This is a genomic window from Paenibacillus sp. FSL R7-0273 (genome assembly GCF_000758625.1).
Taxonomy (GTDB): Bacteria; Bacillota; Bacilli; order Paenibacillales; family Paenibacillaceae; genus Paenibacillus_AQ.
Genome location: NZ_CP009283.1, coordinates 5,905,955 through 5,922,373, shown reverse-complemented (window position 1 = coordinate 5,922,373; position 16,419 = coordinate 5,905,955). Strand labels below are relative to the sequence as shown.

The following is a 16,419-nucleotide window of genomic DNA, read 5'->3' as shown; positions in this document are numbered from 1 at the left end:
CGCCGGTGCTGTGCATGGCGCTGGCGATGCAGCTGCAGCAGCGATGCATGGCTGCGCGTGCGGTGTGTGCCTGCGCCGTGCATAGCGGCGCAGGCAGTGTGAGCAGCGCCGGGGCAGGGCGGCGCAGGCAGTGTGAGCAGCGCCGGGGCAGGGCGGCGCAGGCAGTGTGAGCAGCGCCGGGTAAAGACAGCGCAGCTGAAACAGCCGGATCACGAACAACCTAGCGGGAATAATCCCGCTGGTTCGTAGTCCGGCTGTCCTGTTTTGCGACAAACTGCAACTTAGCTGCACTTTGTACACTTCGATTGGCGCAAATTTGCTCAAATGCAGCAATAGCTGCATTCCGTGCAACTAAAAGTGCCGTGTATGGCCCAATAAGCTAAAAACCGGATTTTTAAGTGTACCGAATACAACTATAGCTGGGAAAGGACCTTTTTTGGTATTTTTAGTTGCACAAACTGCAGTTAAAGTATGTATACGTTCAGATATGTAGCTCGAATAAGTACTTAGAAACTCGTGCGGCGAATCACCAACTAACTGTCACCCAATACTCAGCACACTGCGCATCATGCAAGGTACAACGTACTTTCTTCCCCGCACTACCCGCACTACCCGCACTACATACTCATACCGCTCTCAATCCCTTTATAAACATCCTCAAATTCACTCCCTGTATTTAAAGCATCGATCAGTTTCACTAAACCGGGTGTACCCGTAATCCCATACCATCTCGAAACCTCATAGCACGCCAGTTCATAATTCATACGGCTTTCAGCATTAGGCTGGAAGGCAGAGGGGGAGTCCAAACGGTCATAATTTATGGGTTCTTTTCCGTCATTAGTCTGGATGCTCCAGGTCCTTTCATAATCGGTAAACCGGCCATCAGCCATAGCGGCTAGTCCCTCATCAAACCAAACAGGTACCTTACTGCTGCTACTTAGCCGTTTCCTTAATTCTGCATGTGTGGATTCATGGGCAAGCACGTTTTCGTTAAAACCCATTGGACCGATAACAATGTAGTTATTCCACGGATAATAATAGGTTTGCCCAATATCTGAATTTGCGTATTTTTCTAAAGCCTCTTTAGAGGTTGCATAGATTATAACGGGAGCCGATTCTTTGTGTCCAAATATCGCATCGATTTTAACATTAGAGGCCTGAACATACTGGAGCAGTTCTGCTTTTTCACCTTCATTGAGCTCAGCTTCAACGTATACATTATGTGCAATTTCATTCATATTGGAGTAGCGGATTAATACAGCATGGGTTTGCTTAGCATAAGTCGAATACAAGAACAGTAAAACGAGCGCGAATATTAGAATGATTGACAAGCTGATTATTTTGATCCTATTTGTTCTGAGGAATATCAATATAATATTCTCCTATATACTATTATTTGTGAAAAAGCTTCCAATTCCCTTCAGAGATAACCTCCGCTGCCCCGTCGATTACTTTAATGGCGGTCTGATCATCAATCGCATAGGCGGGACCCTTCATCCCGGCGGCCCATCTCTCGGCGGCAGCCAGGGTGTTGTCAGGCAGCATTTCGTGATCCAGATGCGGAAAAATTGCAAAATCAACCAGACCCAGCGCTTCATCACCACCGGCGGGCGGAGTCCAGCCAACGAAGAACTCCCCTATGTTAGGTGCCATCACCATGCTCCCGGCGCTCATTCCTACATAAACAGCCCGCAGCGACGGTAAAAGCTCTGTTAGTCCGGATTGCCGCATCCAATGGTGCAGATAGAGGGCATCGCCGCCGGCCACCAGCAGGACATCCGTCTTCTGAACAAGCGGTACCCAGCGGTCCCTGCTAATGCTTGGCAGCGCGGTTAGCTCCAGCACGCCTACAGACTTCCAGCCCAGCTCGACCATGGGATTTCCGGATTTCCCGCTGATGAACTCCCAGGTATTGACGCCGGGACCGACCCAGGGGTGTCCGTACATGGCGGTGGGGATGCACAGGGCGTTTGAGTCGGCAATGGGCTTGTCCAGCATATCAACCAGTGCGTCGTGTATGCTTTTGTTAATAACGCCCGCTGATGTCAGTAGTAATTTCATAAATTCACTCCTTATCGCTTGGAATCTCATCATTTTTCCGCATTGACTAGGTGTTCGATAAAAGGTTTGAACTATCCTCCCCTGTCCATCCGCGGAAAAGGCAGCCAACCTTGTGTGGTCGGCTGCCTCATGTGATTTTGAGCTAACTGATAATGTACACTCCAATCTGACATAGACCTACGCATGCCCGGCACAAAGGCAGCAGGGACTACTCCAGATGATCCTCGGCCGTCTTTCTGGCAGCTTCTTCTACATCCTCAGGCGCATGAGGAAGGCCGAGCTCCTGCTCGCGTTCTGCCTGCTTGCGGTGGGCGATGCGGCTGCTGGCGGCTGCGGCAATGGCGCCGACAATGTCATCCAGGTAAGTATGTACCTGACCGGTGCTTTTGTCATTTAATCTCGTCAATACCCCGGGCTTCAGCTTATCCACGTAACCATAGTTGGTGAAGCCGATGCTGCCATACACATTCACAATGGAAAAAGCGAGAATCTCATCCACGCCGTACAGCCCCTCATCATTTTCAATCATATCCTGCAAAGGTGTAAAAAGCTTGCCCTCCTCCGCCAGCACGTCCAGCTGAATGCCGGTCAGCACAGCATTCTGCACTTCACGTTTACTGAGTACCATTTCGACGTTATGGACACACTCCTCCATGGTCAGCGTGGGGTAATATTTCTGCTGCAAAAACATAACAAGCTCAGCAATTTCATCAACTGTTACGCCGCGTTCCCGCATCCAGTGAGTGGTTGCTTTTGCAACTGCTTTGCTGTTGAGACTGTAAGGAGTTTTAATTTTATTCATAGTTGTCACCTCGATTTAGGAGTAGGCTGGCCTTTAAACTGCTGGTAATGAACAGCGATAACATTGATAACCTTAAAGTAAACGGCAGACTATGTACCTTTGGCTATCATCATCAATCCAGCCTTATAACGTTATTACCTCAACAGCGGGCAAGGGACGCATCTTATTATTATTGCCGATATGGGAGGCGGACAGACAGATTCCAAAAACTTGCCTACCAGGGAGCAGGCCCGCCCGCCTGAGCCGAAATCAGAGGCGAAAGTGCCTCTGATTTGCACATTTCGCCCGCCGGAGCCGGAATCAGAGGCAAAAGTGCCTCTGATTTGTGCATTTCGCCCACCGGAGCCAGAATCAGAGGCAAAAGTGTCTCTGATTCGCTCATTTCGCCCGCGGGAGCCGAAATCAGAGGCAAAAGTGCCTCTGATTTGCACATTTCGCCCGCCGGAGCCGAAATCAGAGGCAAAAAGGCCTCTGATTTGCGCATTTCGCCCGCCGGAGCCGGAATCAGAGGCAAAAGTGCCACCGATTTGCGCAATCCGCCCGCCGGAGCCGGAATCAAAGGCAAAAAGGCCTCTGATTTGCACATTTCGCTTTCCGGAGCCGGAATCAAAGGCAAAAAGGCCTCTGATTTGCCCAATCCGCCCGCCTGAATCCCTCATAGCCCTGCACTCAAGCCACATCCGCCCTTACCCGCGCCCTCCACCCGCAGCCTGTCCCGCTCCTGCTCCGCACGTTGTCCAAATTAAAGGATAAGCTGTTGTTATTTTTTGCAGAGAGGGCTCGTATACATAGCAGTACAAACTGATCCTAGTGGTTGAAAGGGGCAATGATTAATGAAACCTATGACAAAAGTCCGTACGCTGTCTGCGGCTTGCCTGCTCACAGTTCCGATTATGCTGTCCGGCTGCGGTCTGTTCGGCTCGGAGTCGGCAGCGGTGGATCCGCCGCCGGAGGAGATTGAGGCGCAGATGCTGGAGCTCAGCGACGGCACAACGCTCGATACAGGGGTATTCGGACCTGTGGCGGAGGATACAGCAGCTGCGGAAGAAGGCACCAGCCAGCCGGAAGCCATCGCACCGGGAGACCGGACCACCGTCTACCTGCAGGATAGCAACGGCCTCCTGGCACCAGTATCGCTGAAGCTCCCTGAAGGGGAGAGCAATGTCATGCTGAAGGACTCGCTTACCGCACTAATCAGCCAGGGAGCCTATGCCTCAGCTGTTCCTGAAAGTTTCCAGGGCGTATTGCCTGAAGGCACAGAAGTACAGAGTGTCTCAGTAGACAAGGATAAATTGGCAGTGGTCGAGTTCAACGCCGCATTCAACGATTACAAGCCTGCGGATGAACGCAAAATGCTGGAGGCCATCACCTGGACCTTGACCGGGCAGGAGGGCATCAAGGGTGTGCAGCTCTGGGTTGACGGTAAAAAGCTGACGGAAATGCCGCTTCAGGGCACACCGCTGGATTATCCGCTGTCCCGCTCGTTTGGCATCAACCTGCCGAGAAACGGGCCGGCGCTGATGAATTCTTCTGCGGTCACCGTATATTTTTCTGCAGCAACGCCTGACGGTACTCACCAATATTATGTTCCGGTTACCCGCTTTGTACCCGCAGGGGAAGACAAGGTGAAGGCGGCGCTGAATGAGCTGATTGCCGGACCGGAGTCGGCTAACGGACTGGAAATGGTGATGACCGGGGGAACCGTGCTTGAAGGAGTGGAATCAGGCCAGAACGGGGTAGTTACGGTATCGCTGACTGATGATATGTTTACGGATGCCCAGAATGTGCCGGAGGAAATGCTGGAATCCGTAGTGCTCACCGTCGCGCAGAATGCAGGCGATGCTCCGGTCCAGATCCGCCTGAACGGGCTGGAGACGGTTACCGGAACGGACAATGTCAACTACGGCCAGCCGGTATCAGCGCCGGAATATGTGAACGCACTGCCGCTGTAAGAAGTTTTTACCGGGGCAAAAGATGCTTTTGTGCCTTCACTTTGGTAGAATAAAGCTTGCTAAGCAAAAAACGGATAATACCCTTCCCGGGTGTTATCCGTTTCGCGCGCAAAGGCGTTAATGTAAGCTTTAGCTACTTAAGATGCAGGAGGCAGACTATGACGAGATCAAACGGGCGTAACAGCGACCAGCTCCGGCCGCTTACGATTACAACCCAAACTAATAAATATGCAGAGGGCTCAGTACTGATTGAGATGGGCGACACAAAGGTTATTGTAACCGCAACTGTGGATGAGAAGGTTCCTCCGTTTTTGAAGGGCCAGGGCAAGGGCTGGGTAACCGCCGAATATTCGATGCTGCCCCGGGCAACCCAGACCCGTAACCAGCGTGAAGCTGCACGCGGCAAGCTGACCGGACGGACGATGGAAATCCAGCGGCTGATCGGCCGGGCGCTCCGCTCGGTGGTGAATCTGCAGGCGCTGGGCGAGCGCAGCATTACGCTGGACTGCGACGTGATTCAGGCGGACGGCGGTACGCGGACAGCCTCGATTACGGGAGCCTTTGTGGCGATGGCCTTTGCGATTAACAAAATCGCCCTACAGCACAAGCTGAGCGTATTTCCGATTACAGATTACCTGGCTGCTATAAGTGTCGGTGTAGTGGGTGACAAGGCGCTGCTTGACCTGAACTATGAGGAAGATTCCAAGGCAAAGGTCGATATGAATGTGGTGATGACCGGCGGAGGCGCTTTTGTCGAGCTGCAGGGCACCGGCGAAGAGCGTCCGTTCACGCGCCGGGAGCTGGACGAGCTGCTGGGTCTCGGGGAGAAGGGCATCCATGAGCTGATCGCGGTGCAAAAGGAAGTACTCGGTCCGATTGCGCTCAAAATCCCTTCCGGCCAGACCGGCCAAGAGGTGTAGCATGAGTAACAGCGGCGGCATCCTGATTGTTGCGACGAAGAACAAGGGCAAGGTGCGCGAGTTCCAGCATGCTTTTGCCCCGCTCGGCCTGACCGTTAAGAGTATGTTCGACTACCCGGAGCTTCCGGATGTAGTGGAGGACGGCAGTACCTTTGCCGAGAATGCGCTCAAGAAGTCCAAGGCAGTCGGCGAAGCCCTCGGCTTGCCCGTACTGTCGGATGACTCCGGCTTGTGTGTTGATGCGCTGGACGGCAAGCCCGGTGTGTACTCTGCCCGTTACGCCGGTGAAGGTGCGCAGGATGAGGAGAATAACCTCAAGCTGCTGAGCGAGCTGGAGCGGATGAAGCAGGGTGAGGATACCGGCCAGCCGCTGCTTAGCACAGCCCGTTTTGTCTGTGCCTTGTCGCTTTATGATCCGGCGGACGGATCGGAGCTGACTGCAGAGGGGACAGTAGAGGGCTGGATTACCTCGGAGCCTGCAGGCGCCGGGGGCTTCGGATACGACCCGCTTTTTTACCTTCCGGAGTATGAGAAGACGATGGCTGAGCTGAAGCTGGAGGAGAAGCAAAAGATCAGCCACCGCGGAACGGCGCTGCGTCTGCTGACGGATAAGCTCGCTGCCAAGCAGGGCAATAACGGGTAGTTCCCGCTACATGCTTCTAACTGATGACTCTGTCTGCCGGATAGGCGGGCAGGGTCTTTTTGTGTTATAAGATGAATTTATCCCCCGATTACAGAAATGTACCCCTGGCGGTTCCCGCTGCAATGCCTGAAAATTAGAATTACCTTCATCTCTTAATGATGTCAGAATCCTCCAATTTTCCGCTGCTTAACTCTTCCAATCACTCACCTACCTGACAGCAGGCTACACCGTATTTATCACCATATTCATAAGCCAGCCAGCGTAATTACAGGCAACCGGGCAGTTTCATGCGCTTTTTTGTAGTATCTCATCTATTAACAAGACTACCGTTACATTGCTAGTAAGGCAGAGTGAGGGTGAATTCAGATCGGGGAGCGGGGTGAGCTGCCAGGCGTCGCTGTTTCTTTTCCATGAAGAACGATGGGCTGTGAGAATGAACCGGGGAGGTAATATTTGCATGCTGAAAAAGAAATCACGGAAATCTGTTGCGCTGGGGCTCGCGGCTGCTTTGTTTATTACGCTTTTTGCCGCACTCGGCGGGAGTGTCAAGACGGCTAAGGCCGCAGGGAATGATTATAAGATTGTCGGTTATTATGCATCCTGGGCCGCTTACGGACGGGCTTTTAATGTAGCGGATATCGATGCCACCAAAATGAATGTAATCAACTACGCCTTCGCCGACATCTGCTGGAACGGGGTGCACGGAAATCCGGACCCGACCGGGCCGAATCCGGCTACCTGGACCTGCCAGAATGAGCAGGGGCAGGCCATCAGCGTGCCGAACGGTACAATCGTCCTGGGCGATCCGTGGATCGATGCCCAAAAAAGCTTCGGGGATGACAAATGGGATGATCCGATCAAAGGCAACCTGAAGCAGCTGTGGAAGCTGAAGGAAAAGAATCCGAACCTGAAGACCATGATTTCCGTCGGCGGGTGGACCTGGTCGAACCGGTTCTCTGATGTGGCGGCAACGGCTGCTACCCGTGAGGTGTTTGCCAATTCGGCGGTTGACTTTATCCGTAAATATAAAATGGACGGCGTCGATTTGGACTGGGAGTATCCGGTCAGCGGCGGACTCGCCGGCAACAGCTACCGACCCGAGGATAAACAGAATTATGTGCTGCTGCTGCAAAAAATTCGTGAAAAGCTGAACGCGGCAGGTACCGCCGACGGCAAAACCTATCTCCTGACCATCGCCTCCGGCGCCAGTCCGACATACGTCCAGAACAATAACCTGAGCGGGATTGCGGCGGTTGTGGACTGGATCAATATCATGACCTACGATTTCAACGGAAGCTGGAATACAACGACCGGACACAATGCGCCGCTGTATTATGATCCGGCCACAGCATCGACCGGGCTAACTGAGCCGCAGAATTATAATATCGACAAGGCGGTAACCACCCATCTTGGCGCGGGAGTTCCTGCAAGCAAGCTGGTGCTGGGCATGCCGTTTTATGGCCGCGGCTGGGGCGGTGCACCGGCAACAGGCAACGGGCAATACCAGGTATCTGCAGGCATTTCCTCCACGGGCACCTGGGAAAAGGGCAACTATGATTTCAATGATCTGGAAGCCAATTATATTAACAAAAACGGCTACACCCGTTATTGGAATAACGTAGCCAAGGTGCCTTATCTGTATAATCCTTCGACTCAGACCTATATCAGCTACGATGATGCGGAGTCCCTGGGCCACAAGATCAGCTACCTGAAGTCAAAAGGCCTGGCCGGAGCCATGTTCTGGGAGACGAGCGGCGACCGGAACCGCACACTGCAGAATAAGCTCAGCGCCGAGCTTGGAGGCGGTATCGTTCCTACGCCGACTCCAACCGCGACGGTAGCGCCAACCGCAACGCCAACCGCTACAGCTACACCAAAACCAAGTGCGAGTCCTACGCCGACTGCGACGGTAGTACCGACACCGACGGCTACAGCGACAGCGACGCCCAAACCAAGCGTGACTCCTACTCCGGCGCCGACAGTAGCGCCGACACCGACAGCTACACCGGGACAGTGTAACGCCCCGGCCTGGAGTGCGGCCGGTGTGTATACACAAGGCCAGCAGGTTTCCTACGGCGGCTACGTATATGAAGCCAAATGGTGGACGCAGGGCGACCGGCCTGATCTGAGCGGCGCTTATGGGGCATGGAAGGTAATCGGGGTCTGCGGCAATGCGACCGCCACACCTTCACCTGCCGCGACCGCTACACCTGTTCCAACGGTGGTGCCCACCCCGACCGCTACAGTAACTCCTGGTGCCGGTGTCTGGGCGCCAGGCATTGCTTATAAAGCAGGCGACACAGTGACTTACAACGGGACGGCATACATCTGCCAGCAGGCGCATACCTCGCTTGCCGGGTGGGAGCCTGCAGCTGCTCCTGCCCTGTGGAAGCTGAAATAACTCCAGCTTAACCGTTAGTATCATGAGCCTGCGGAGAGAACGGCTTCTCCGCAGGCTTTTTATTTTGCAGAACAGGATGTGCTGCCGGCGGAGCAAGGGAATTGTATTCATAACCTTCCGTGGCTTGAAATATAATAAAAGTGCCTGCTTTTGTCCCTATCGGGAAAAATAATGGAACGCGCTGCCGTTTTATTCGTTTATAGAAGTATATAGCGGAAGGTGGTGAGATCACCTATGGTTCCATGGGTGCTATGGTTAGTCGCGGCCGGTGTTCTGCTTTTAATTGAAATGTTTACGTTTACTTTTTATTTGTTCTGGCTTACGGTCGGTGCAGTGGTGGCGCTGCTTGTATCGCTGGTCTGGCCGGAGGCGATTCTGCTGCAGGTGGCGGCGGGCGCGGTAGTAACGGTTCTCCTGACCATTTTTTCCAAGCCTCTTGTAGCCCGGTTAAAGCATTCCCGGGGGTTTGAGGATATCGGGACAGAGATTACCGGGCGTCAGGGTATTGTTGTTGAAACGCTTGAACCGGGGCGCTACGGCCAGGTCAAGGTCGGCGGCGATACCTGGAGTGCAGTGTCAGGCGAGGTGCTGGCGAGAAATGAATTAGTCAGAGTTGTCCGCAGAAGCTCCACTATTATCGAAGTAGAACGATGGGAGGAATACAACTGATGGATTCATGGGTAATTATCGGGATTATTATTGCAGTCGTAGTCGTTTTTGTGGCACTGACGATCAAAATCGTACCGCAGCAGCGTGTCGGGGTAGTCGAGCGGCTCGGGAAATTTAACCGTCTGCTTACACCGGGGCTGAACATTCTGATTCCGGTCATTGATCAGGTGCGCACGTATCACGATCTGCGGATTCAGCAGGCGAATGTGCCGCCGCAGACGGTTATTACGAAGGATAACGTTCAGGTACAGATAGATACCATTATCTTCTATCAGGTAGTGGGACCGGAGCAGGCGACTTACGGTATTTCTGATTATGTATATGGGGTCCGTAACATCTCCACAGCAACCATGCGGCAGATTATCGGTAAGCTGGAGCTGGACGAAACACTGTCCGGACGTGAAAAAATCTCGGCGGACATCCGGCTGGCCCTCGATGAAGCAACCGAGAAGTGGGGCGTTCGGATTGAGCGCGTTGAGGTTATTGATATCAAACCGCCGCTTGATATCCAGGAAGCGATGGATAAGCAGATGAAGGCGGAACGCAGTAAGCGCGCCATTGTTCTGGAGGCGGAAGCCGCCAAGCAGGATATGATCCTGCGCGCGGAAGGTGATAAGCAGAGTAAGATCCTCAAGGCTGAAGGTGACAAGGAAGCGCGTATCCGTCAGGCCGAGGGCTTACGCCAGGCGCAGGAGCTCGAAGCGCTCGGCCAGGCAAAGGCGATCGAGGCGGTAGCCGAAGCCGAGAAGGCGCGGATTCAGCTGATCAGCACCGCCGGGCTGGATGAGCGGGTGCTGGCGTACCAGTCCTTTGATGCGCTGACCGAAATCTCCAAAGGACCGGCCAACAAAGTGTTCCTGCCTAGCAGCACAGTTGAGACGCTGGGTGCGCTCGGAGCAATTGCCGAGGTATTCAAGGCAGGCAAGGACGGCAAGTAGGCAGCAGAAGGTTTTACAATTGCGGCACATATTTGTTAAAGTAAAAGCAAACACAAATCTAAGTGGTTGCTTACGCGGCATACTTTAAGGAGCAGATACTGTGACGCAAAAAGAAATTTCTCCGCTGGTAGCAGCACTGGGGCTGGAACCCCACGTAGAGGGCGGATGGTACAAGAGATTATGGAACTCATCCTTCGAAATTCCCCAGGAGACACTGGGCAGTAACTATTCAGGAGCCAGAGCATCGGCCTCCTCGATCTACTTCCTGCTTCATCCGGGTGAAAAGTCCGAATGGCACACCGTGCTCTCCGATGAAATCTGGCTGTGGCATTCCGGCAGCCCGATTGTCCTGAGCCTGGGCGGCAGCGGTGCACAGCCCGAGAACGTAACCGAGGTGGTCCTCGGCGCCGACGTATTGGCCGGACAACAGCCGCAGGTCGTTATTCCTGCAGGTGTCTGGCAGGCGGCGCGGCCGCTTGGTGATGAGCCGGTGCTGGTCTCCTGCATCGTATCGCCGGAATTCAGCTTTGATGATTTCAAGCTGATCGATTAAGAAAAGAAGAGGAGCGTCTGCTGCAGTTGCGGCAGACGCTCTTTTTTGGGGGCTTTAAAGGCACCTGAGTCAGCATACTTGTAAAGGTCCTGCTTTGCGTAGGGATTATGTGCTGATATGGCGGAGTCCGGACGAGTGGAATAGCTGGCGGTCAAAGCATTTTGGTAGCGCTGCCGCAATCTGTTATAATCTTGTTGAATCCGGGCTGATTCCTCAGCCATTTTTGAGGTTATAGATGCTTGATCACACCAATAGGCTTGGAGGGTTAACAATGAGCGAATTGAATGGACCATTTTCGGGCGGACCGACGCTGAATGACGGGGCAACCATGCCGTGGCTGGGCCTGGGGGTATGGCAGACCAAGGACGGCGAAGAGGTTATCCAGGCAGTGAAGACGGCAGTTGAAACAGGCTACCGCAGCATTGATACGGCAGCCGGATATAATAATGAAGAAGGGGTCGGACAGGCCATCCGTGAATGCGGAGTCCCGCGGGACGAGCTGTTCATCACGACCAAGGTGCGTAACCCTGACCAGGGATATGAATCGACGCTGAAGGCTTTTGAAGTAAGCCGCAAGAAGCTCGGGCTGGATGTTATTGACCTGTATCTGATTCACTGGCCGGTTAAGGGCAAATACCGGGACACCTGGAAGGCGCTGATTCACCTGCAGAAGGAAGGACTCATCAAATCCATCGGCGTCAGCAACTTCCAGGTGCATCATCTGCAGGATATCATCGACGATACCGGCGTGGTGCCGGCCGTGAACCAAATCGAATTCCATCCGCTGCTGACCCAGCGGGAGGTGCTGAAATTTGCCAAGGCGCATGACATTCAGGTGGAGGCCTGGAGCCCGCTGATGCAGGGGAACCTTGATCTGCCGCTGCTCAAGGAGCTGGCTGAACGGTACGGTAAGACCGTGGCGCAGATCGTGCTGCGCTGGGATCTGCAGCAGGGCGTAATCACCATTCCAAAGTCAGTGCATGCTGAGCGGATTGTAGAGAATGCGGGCTTCTTTGACTTTACGCTTAGCGATGATGATGTAAAGGCAATTGAGGAGCTGAACCAGAATCACCGGTTTGGTCCGGACCCGGATAACTTTAATTTCTAAGATGGCTGCGAGAGCAAGCTGAACGTACGCAACCAACGAATGTCAGGGAGCAAGCTGAACGTACGCGACCAACGAATGTCAGGGAGCAAGCTGAACGTAAGCAACCAACGAATGTCAGAGAGCAAGCTGAACGTACGCAACCAATGAATGTCAGAGAGCAAGCTGAACGCATGCAACCAACGAATGTCAGAGAGCAAGCTGAACGTATGCAACCAACGTACACGGCTTGCTCTTTGTGCTGCACCTGAAACCGTTCCTTTAGCTGGTAACCGGGGGGGCTGTGCCTGTCTCTGAGGAATCAAGAATAGATAGTTGAAAGCCTGCAGCCAATCTAACGTGCCGATATGAAGGGCAAAAGTGCCTTTGAAATCGCCTGCACAGCTCAAATGGGCGAAGTGAGGGGCAAAAATGCCTTTGAAATCGCCCGGATAGCTCCAATGGGCGAAATGAAGGGCAAATGTGCCTTTGAATTCGCCCGGATAGCTCAAATAGGCGAAATGAAGGTCAAAAATGCCTTTGAATTCGCCCGGATAGCTCAAATGGGCGAAATAAAGGGCAAAGGTTGTCCAGAGATTGAGCTGCAACGGAAGCCGGAGGTCTTGTCCAAGCTGTGGAGGTCAGGTGCTTTTCCAGTGACAGGGTGTGAGCCAGGACAGTTGCAGGCTACGGGCGTACAGACAGCAGACCCGGTGGAGCCTGGGCAGAATGCAGAATTGCCCGGGAAGCACAGGCAAGCCGGCTGCAGCTGCTTGATGAGCAGCAGCGGCAGCCGGCACAGCCAGGTGTATGAAATTTAAGGATAGTATCAGGAAGGAAGGGTACAGTTTATCAGCAGAAATCTGAACTTTTTGCAGAGCCGGGCATCAGGGATAATACCCCCTTGATCTAAATATGTTTATCTAGAGTTGCGGAAACTTTTATCCAATGGATACATTATACTTCTGCAGCCAGAGATTCACCTGGGCCAGATAGGCGAACAGCTGCGGGCCGGACATCAGCTGGCCGAACCAGGGCAGATTACTGGAAGACTCCGGTGAAGCGGCAATCGCGCGGATTTGGGCCGGATCAATCAGCGGCAGGATCGGAGAGGACGGATCGTCCAGAATGTTCAGCATCTGCGTGCGCACGGCGTTCAGGTAAGCGGGATTATGTGTTTTGGGATAGGGGCTTTTTTTGCGGTAGAGCACATCATCCGGCAGTACACCTTCCAGTGCTTTGCGCAGAATGCCCTTTTCACGGTTACCTACCGTCTTGATCTCCCATGGAATGTTGAAGACGTACTGCACCAGACGGTGATCGCAGTAGGGAACACGGACCTCAAGTCCCACGCCCATGCTCATCCGGTCCTTGCGGTCCAGCAGAGTAGGCATGAACCGGGTGATATTGAGATAGGACATTACGCGCATCTGTGCCTGTTTGCCTGTCTCCCCGTCCAGCTTAGGCACCTCCGCGACCGCATCGCTGTACCGGTCACCTAAATATTCCAGCGGACGTATCCATTCCCTTACTTCGGGCGACAATAATCCTGCACGCATTTTTGGGGCTACCGACCATGGGAAGGTACCGGAGGAGAGCGCCTCTTCCCGGTGAAACCAGGGATATCCGCCAAAGATTTCATCAGCGGCTTCGCCGGAGATAGCGACGGTCGCGTTCTTTTTAATCTCCCGGCAAAATAAATACAGCGACGAATCGACATCCGTCATCCCCGGCAGGTCACGCGAGTAAAGGGCGTTATCGAGCGCCGGCACCAGATCCGGAGTATCAAAATTAATGTAATGATGATTCGTCTGCAGCTCTTCAACCATCCGCTTGATCCATGGTCCGTCTGCACCGGGCTGAAACGTATGGCTTTTAAAATGCTTGTCGTTATCGACGAAATCAACTGAATAGGTATCCACCCGGCCCTGGCCGGTGCGGTCGTAGTATTGAACGGCGAGGGCCGTCAAGGCGCTGGAGTCCAGTCCCCCGGACAGCAGGGAGCAGACCGGAACATCGGAGACGAGCTGGCGCTCCAGCGTATCCTGCAGCAATTCACGCACTCTGGCTGCTGTTTCATCGACGTTGTCAGTATGAGCATAGCTCTCCAATTCCCAGTAAGCATACTTGCGGATACCGCTGCGGCTATAAATCATGGCATGACCGGGGCGAAGCTCGAATATATCTTTGTATACCCCCTGTCCCGGAGTGCGGGCCGGACCGACGATGAAGATTTCCGCCAGCCCTTCGGGGCCGACCTTCGGCTGGACTTTGGGGTGCTGCAGCAGCGCTTTGGGCTCGGACCCAAAAACAAACACGTCCTCCACCTGGCTGTAGAACAGCGGTTTTACACCAAGCCGGTCACGTGCCAGAAACAGATGGTCCCGCACGCTGTCCCAGACAGCAAAAGCGAAAATGCCGTTGAGCTTCTCCGTGCAGTCGGGTCCCCACTCCATGTAGGCATGCAGGAGGACCTCGGTATCACACTGGGTCTGGAAATGGTGGCCGCGCTGCTTAAGCTCGGTTTTGAGCTCACCTGCATTATAGAGTTCGCCGTTGTACACGAGCGCATAGACATTCTCATCCTGCCGGGCGATCATCGGCTGTGCGCCGTTCTCAGGATCAATTACACTCAGCCGGCGGTGTCCGAGGGCACAGGGGCCCGAAATCCACGTACCGGCGGCATCAGGACCGCGGTTCGATAAGGTTTCAGTCATTTTCACAAGCAGTTGCGAGTGCTGGGTAAGGTCACCGCGCCACTGGATAAAGCCGGTTATTCCGCACATGATGTTCATCCTCTCTTTTGTGCGATTGTTGTCCAAATATAAGAATTACTCTGCTCTGCGTGCCGGAAATCCTTATAGGGTCCCGCTGAAATCACTTGCTTCTTTTTTGCCAAGTAATACAGATATATGCCGATTGAAGGGATAAAATGTATGTCCTTATCCGAACACTAGGGTAGAGGAAAATTTGCCAGGAGGGATGATGACAAGTGTATTACATTAAAGACGCCAAAATCCGCAGAATGACCGAATATGACGGTGCTCCATGTGCCGAGGTTGGCGTATTACCGGGAGCTGTAGGCGATTCAGCGCTTTTGGTGTACATCGTGGAGGACCAGCATGAGGAAGGCTATGAGATTGTCCGCATTTTGACGAATGATGCAGACACCCAAACCGACTGGTTTGATAATAATATGCATAATGCCTTTGAGGATGTGACAGTCAGCGCGTTTACGGGCAGTCCTGTCATGAGCCCGGAGGATGAGCGCTCCAAGTTCCAGCGTGAGCTGCTGATTTTCGGCCATCTGAAAAAGCAGCTGGGAGAGCATTTCCGGCAGGTGTCGCTTAAGCGGCACTGATGTCTGCGGCTGGTAAGCCGGTGCCTCTGCCCCGGCGGCGAAAGGAAGCTGTGTGAACGGCAAACATTGCCGTGGACTCCGCTGCCGGGGGCAGAAATGTTGATTTTTCCGAAGATTAGCCTTGAAAAAAAATTCCCAATGCGTTATAGTAGATAACGTTGCGTTAATACATAGTATATAAAAGCTACATTTTATATGTCCCGGTAGCTCAGTTGGATAGAGCATGCGCCTTCTAAGCGCACGGTCGGGGGTTCGAATCCCTTCCGGGACGTAACAAGCATGGACAGCCTTCCTTCGGGGAGGCTGTTTTTGCGTTGCGGGGTCCCGGGGGATGAGAGCCCGGTAGAGGGGCGTTGGGGCGTGTGCTCCGTTAGCGTATGTCCTGTAATCAGGCGGCAAAGGGCTGCAGCCCTTTGGGACGTAACACAGCAAACCAGTCTTCCTTGTGGGAGGCTGGTTTGCTGTGTTCAGGCGGAATGAGAGCCCGGGAAAGGGCGGGTAGGGGCAGGCAGGGCAGGGTAGGGTAGGTAGAGTAGGCAGAGCACGGCACGAATAGGGCTTTAAGTGTACTTTGTGCAACTAAAGCTGTTGTTCGGCTCGCTAAAACCACTTTAGCTGTACTTTGTGCAACTAAAACACCCGAAATCCGGCTAAACGGGCATTTTTACGGATTTTAGTTGTATGGAATACACTTATACCGGAAAAAGTATGCTTTTCTGCGGATTTAGCTGCACAGAATGCAGTTATATTGTTTACGCATCCAGCGGCGTGCTGAGCAGGGGCATTCAGGCCTTGATTTGCAGCAGCCGTCGCAAGGCCAGCGTCTGTCAGCTCTTGATTTACAGCAGCCGTCGCAGGCCATCGTCAGTCAGGCCTTGATTTGCAGCAGCCGTCGCAGCCAGCGCCAGTCAGGCCATGATTTGCAGCAGCCGTCGCAGGCCAGCGCCAGTCAGGCCTTGATTTGCAGCAGCCGTCGCAAGGCCGGCGCCAGTCAGGCCTTGATTTGCAGCAGCCGTCGCAGAGCAGCATCAATCA

The 16,419-nt window shown here is 53.6% G+C and carries 16 protein-coding genes and 1 tRNA gene; 12 read left to right on the top strand and 5 right to left on the bottom strand.

Going from position 1 to position 16,419, the window contains the following annotated elements:
* The first annotated feature begins 5 nt into the window (after positions 1 to 5).
* Entirely contained in the window at positions 6 to 170 is a 165-nt protein-coding gene (locus R70723_RS33595) for a hypothetical protein (RefSeq protein ID WP_156123847.1), read from the top strand.
* A 447-nt stretch (positions 171 to 617) separates the two neighbouring features.
* Here R70723_RS33595 and R70723_RS25435 read toward each other — a convergent pair whose 3' ends face one another.
* The 4 genes from R70723_RS25435 to R70723_RS25420 all read right to left on the bottom strand — a co-directional run bounded on the left by R70723_RS25435 (position 618) and on the right by R70723_RS25420 (position 3,500).
* Complete coding sequence (locus R70723_RS25435; protein WP_039876623.1) at positions 618 to 1,370, bottom strand: gluzincin family metallopeptidase; 753 nt, start codon at positions 1,368 to 1,370, stop codon at positions 618 to 620.
* A 22-nt stretch (positions 1,371 to 1,392) separates the two neighbouring features.
* Complete coding sequence (locus R70723_RS25430; protein WP_039876621.1) at positions 1,393 to 2,061, bottom strand: Type 1 glutamine amidotransferase-like domain-containing protein; 669 nt, start codon at positions 2,059 to 2,061, stop codon at positions 1,393 to 1,395.
* A 208-nt stretch (positions 2,062 to 2,269) separates the two neighbouring features.
* The gene (locus R70723_RS25425) at positions 2,270 to 2,863 is read right to left on the bottom strand and encodes a phosphatidylglycerophosphatase A family protein (protein WP_039876620.1); all 594 of its coding nucleotides are present in this window, start codon (positions 2,861 to 2,863) and stop codon (positions 2,270 to 2,272) included.
* A 214-nt stretch (positions 2,864 to 3,077) separates the two neighbouring features.
* On the bottom strand, positions 3,078 to 3,500 hold the full coding sequence (locus R70723_RS25420; protein ID WP_039876618.1) for a hypothetical protein: 423 nt from the start codon (positions 3,498 to 3,500) through the stop codon (positions 3,078 to 3,080).
* Positions 3,501 to 3,696: 196 nt separating this feature from the next.
* Between R70723_RS25420 and R70723_RS25415 the strand changes: the two genes are divergently transcribed.
* The 9 genes from R70723_RS25415 (at position 3,697) to R70723_RS33840 (ending at position 12,844) form a co-directional block, all read left to right on the top strand.
* On the top strand, positions 3,697 to 4,815 hold the full coding sequence (locus tag R70723_RS25415; protein ID WP_039876616.1) for a GerMN domain-containing protein: 1,119 nt from the start codon (positions 3,697 to 3,699) through the stop codon (positions 4,813 to 4,815).
* Between the two features lie 158 nt (positions 4,816 to 4,973).
* A complete protein-coding gene (rph, locus tag R70723_RS25410) occupies positions 4,974 to 5,735 on the top strand; it encodes a ribonuclease PH (RefSeq protein WP_039876614.1) in 762 nt (253 codons plus the stop codon).
* A 1-nt stretch (position 5,736) separates the two neighbouring features.
* Positions 5,737 to 6,378, top strand: coding sequence for an XTP/dITP diphosphatase (locus R70723_RS25405; RefSeq protein ID WP_039876610.1), 642 nt, complete (start codon positions 5,737 to 5,739; stop codon positions 6,376 to 6,378).
* Between the two features lie 457 nt (positions 6,379 to 6,835).
* Positions 6,836 to 8,779, top strand: a complete 1,944-nt coding sequence (locus tag R70723_RS25400) for a glycosyl hydrolase family 18 protein (protein WP_039876608.1) — start codon at positions 6,836 to 6,838, stop codon at positions 8,777 to 8,779.
* A 234-nt stretch (positions 8,780 to 9,013) separates the two neighbouring features.
* A complete protein-coding gene (locus R70723_RS25395) occupies positions 9,014 to 9,448 on the top strand; it encodes an NfeD family protein (RefSeq protein WP_039876606.1) in 435 nt (144 codons plus the stop codon).
* On the top strand, positions 9,448 to 10,386 hold the full coding sequence (locus tag R70723_RS25390) for an SPFH domain-containing protein (RefSeq protein ID WP_039876605.1): 939 nt from the start codon (positions 9,448 to 9,450) through the stop codon (positions 10,384 to 10,386). The genes R70723_RS25395 and R70723_RS25390 overlap by 1 nt, the downstream gene beginning before the upstream one ends.
* Before the next feature lie 100 nt (positions 10,387 to 10,486).
* A complete protein-coding gene (locus tag R70723_RS25385; protein ID WP_039876604.1) occupies positions 10,487 to 10,939 on the top strand; it encodes a cupin domain-containing protein in 453 nt (150 codons plus the stop codon).
* Between the two features lie 271 nt (positions 10,940 to 11,210).
* Complete coding sequence (locus R70723_RS25380; protein WP_039876602.1) at positions 11,211 to 12,047, top strand: aldo/keto reductase; 837 nt, start codon at positions 11,211 to 11,213, stop codon at positions 12,045 to 12,047.
* Between the two features lie 344 nt (positions 12,048 to 12,391).
* On the top strand, positions 12,392 to 12,844 hold the full coding sequence (locus tag R70723_RS33840) for a hypothetical protein (protein ID WP_039876601.1): 453 nt from the start codon (positions 12,392 to 12,394) through the stop codon (positions 12,842 to 12,844).
* A 120-nt stretch (positions 12,845 to 12,964) separates the two neighbouring features.
* Here R70723_RS33840 and asnB read toward each other — a convergent pair whose 3' ends face one another.
* Positions 12,965 to 14,809 carry an asparagine synthase (glutamine-hydrolyzing) gene (gene asnB, locus R70723_RS25370; RefSeq protein WP_039876599.1) on the bottom strand — a complete coding sequence of 615 codons (1,845 nt, stop codon included), beginning with the start codon at positions 14,807 to 14,809 and terminating at the stop codon, positions 12,965 to 12,967.
* A gap of 206 nt (positions 14,810 to 15,015) precedes the next feature.
* Between asnB and R70723_RS25365 the strand changes: the two genes are divergently transcribed.
* Together R70723_RS25365 and R70723_RS25360 are read left to right on the top strand one after the other, a co-directional pair.
* Positions 15,016 to 15,384, top strand: coding sequence for a hypothetical protein (locus R70723_RS25365; protein WP_039876597.1), 369 nt, complete (start codon positions 15,016 to 15,018; stop codon positions 15,382 to 15,384).
* A 197-nt stretch (positions 15,385 to 15,581) separates the two neighbouring features.
* Positions 15,582 to 15,655, top strand: a tRNA-Arg gene (locus R70723_RS25360).
* Positions 15,656 to 16,419: the final 764 nt, after the last annotated feature.

Bases quoted from the DNA above. Each gene is read 5' to 3' on its own strand.
- R70723_RS25430 (WP_039876621.1), bottom strand. From the start codon at position 2,061: ATGAAATTACTACTGACATCAGCGGGCGTTATTAACAAAAGCATACAC.
- R70723_RS25425 (WP_039876620.1), bottom strand. From the start codon at position 2,863: ATGAATAAAATTAAAACTCCTTACAGTCTCAACAGCAAAGCAGTTGCA.
- R70723_RS25415 (WP_039876616.1), top strand. From the start codon at position 3,697: ATGAAACCTATGACAAAAGTCCGTACGCTGTCTGCGGCTTGCCTGCTC.
- rph (WP_039876614.1), top strand. From the start codon at position 4,974: ATGACGAGATCAAACGGGCGTAACAGCGACCAGCTCCGGCCGCTTACG.
- R70723_RS25405 (WP_039876610.1), top strand. From the start codon at position 5,737: ATGAGTAACAGCGGCGGCATCCTGATTGTTGCGACGAAGAACAAGGGC.
- R70723_RS25400 (WP_039876608.1), top strand. From the start codon at position 6,836: ATGCTGAAAAAGAAATCACGGAAATCTGTTGCGCTGGGGCTCGCGGCT.
- R70723_RS25395 (WP_039876606.1), top strand. From the start codon at position 9,014: ATGGTTCCATGGGTGCTATGGTTAGTCGCGGCCGGTGTTCTGCTTTTA.
- R70723_RS25390 (WP_039876605.1), top strand. From the start codon at position 9,448: ATGGATTCATGGGTAATTATCGGGATTATTATTGCAGTCGTAGTCGTT.
- R70723_RS25380 (WP_039876602.1), top strand. From the start codon at position 11,211: ATGAGCGAATTGAATGGACCATTTTCGGGCGGACCGACGCTGAATGAC.
- R70723_RS33840 (WP_039876601.1), top strand. From the start codon at position 12,392: ATGAAGGGCAAAAGTGCCTTTGAAATCGCCTGCACAGCTCAAATGGGC.
- asnB (WP_039876599.1), bottom strand. From the start codon at position 14,809: ATGTGCGGAATAACCGGCTTTATCCAGTGGCGCGGTGACCTTACCCAG.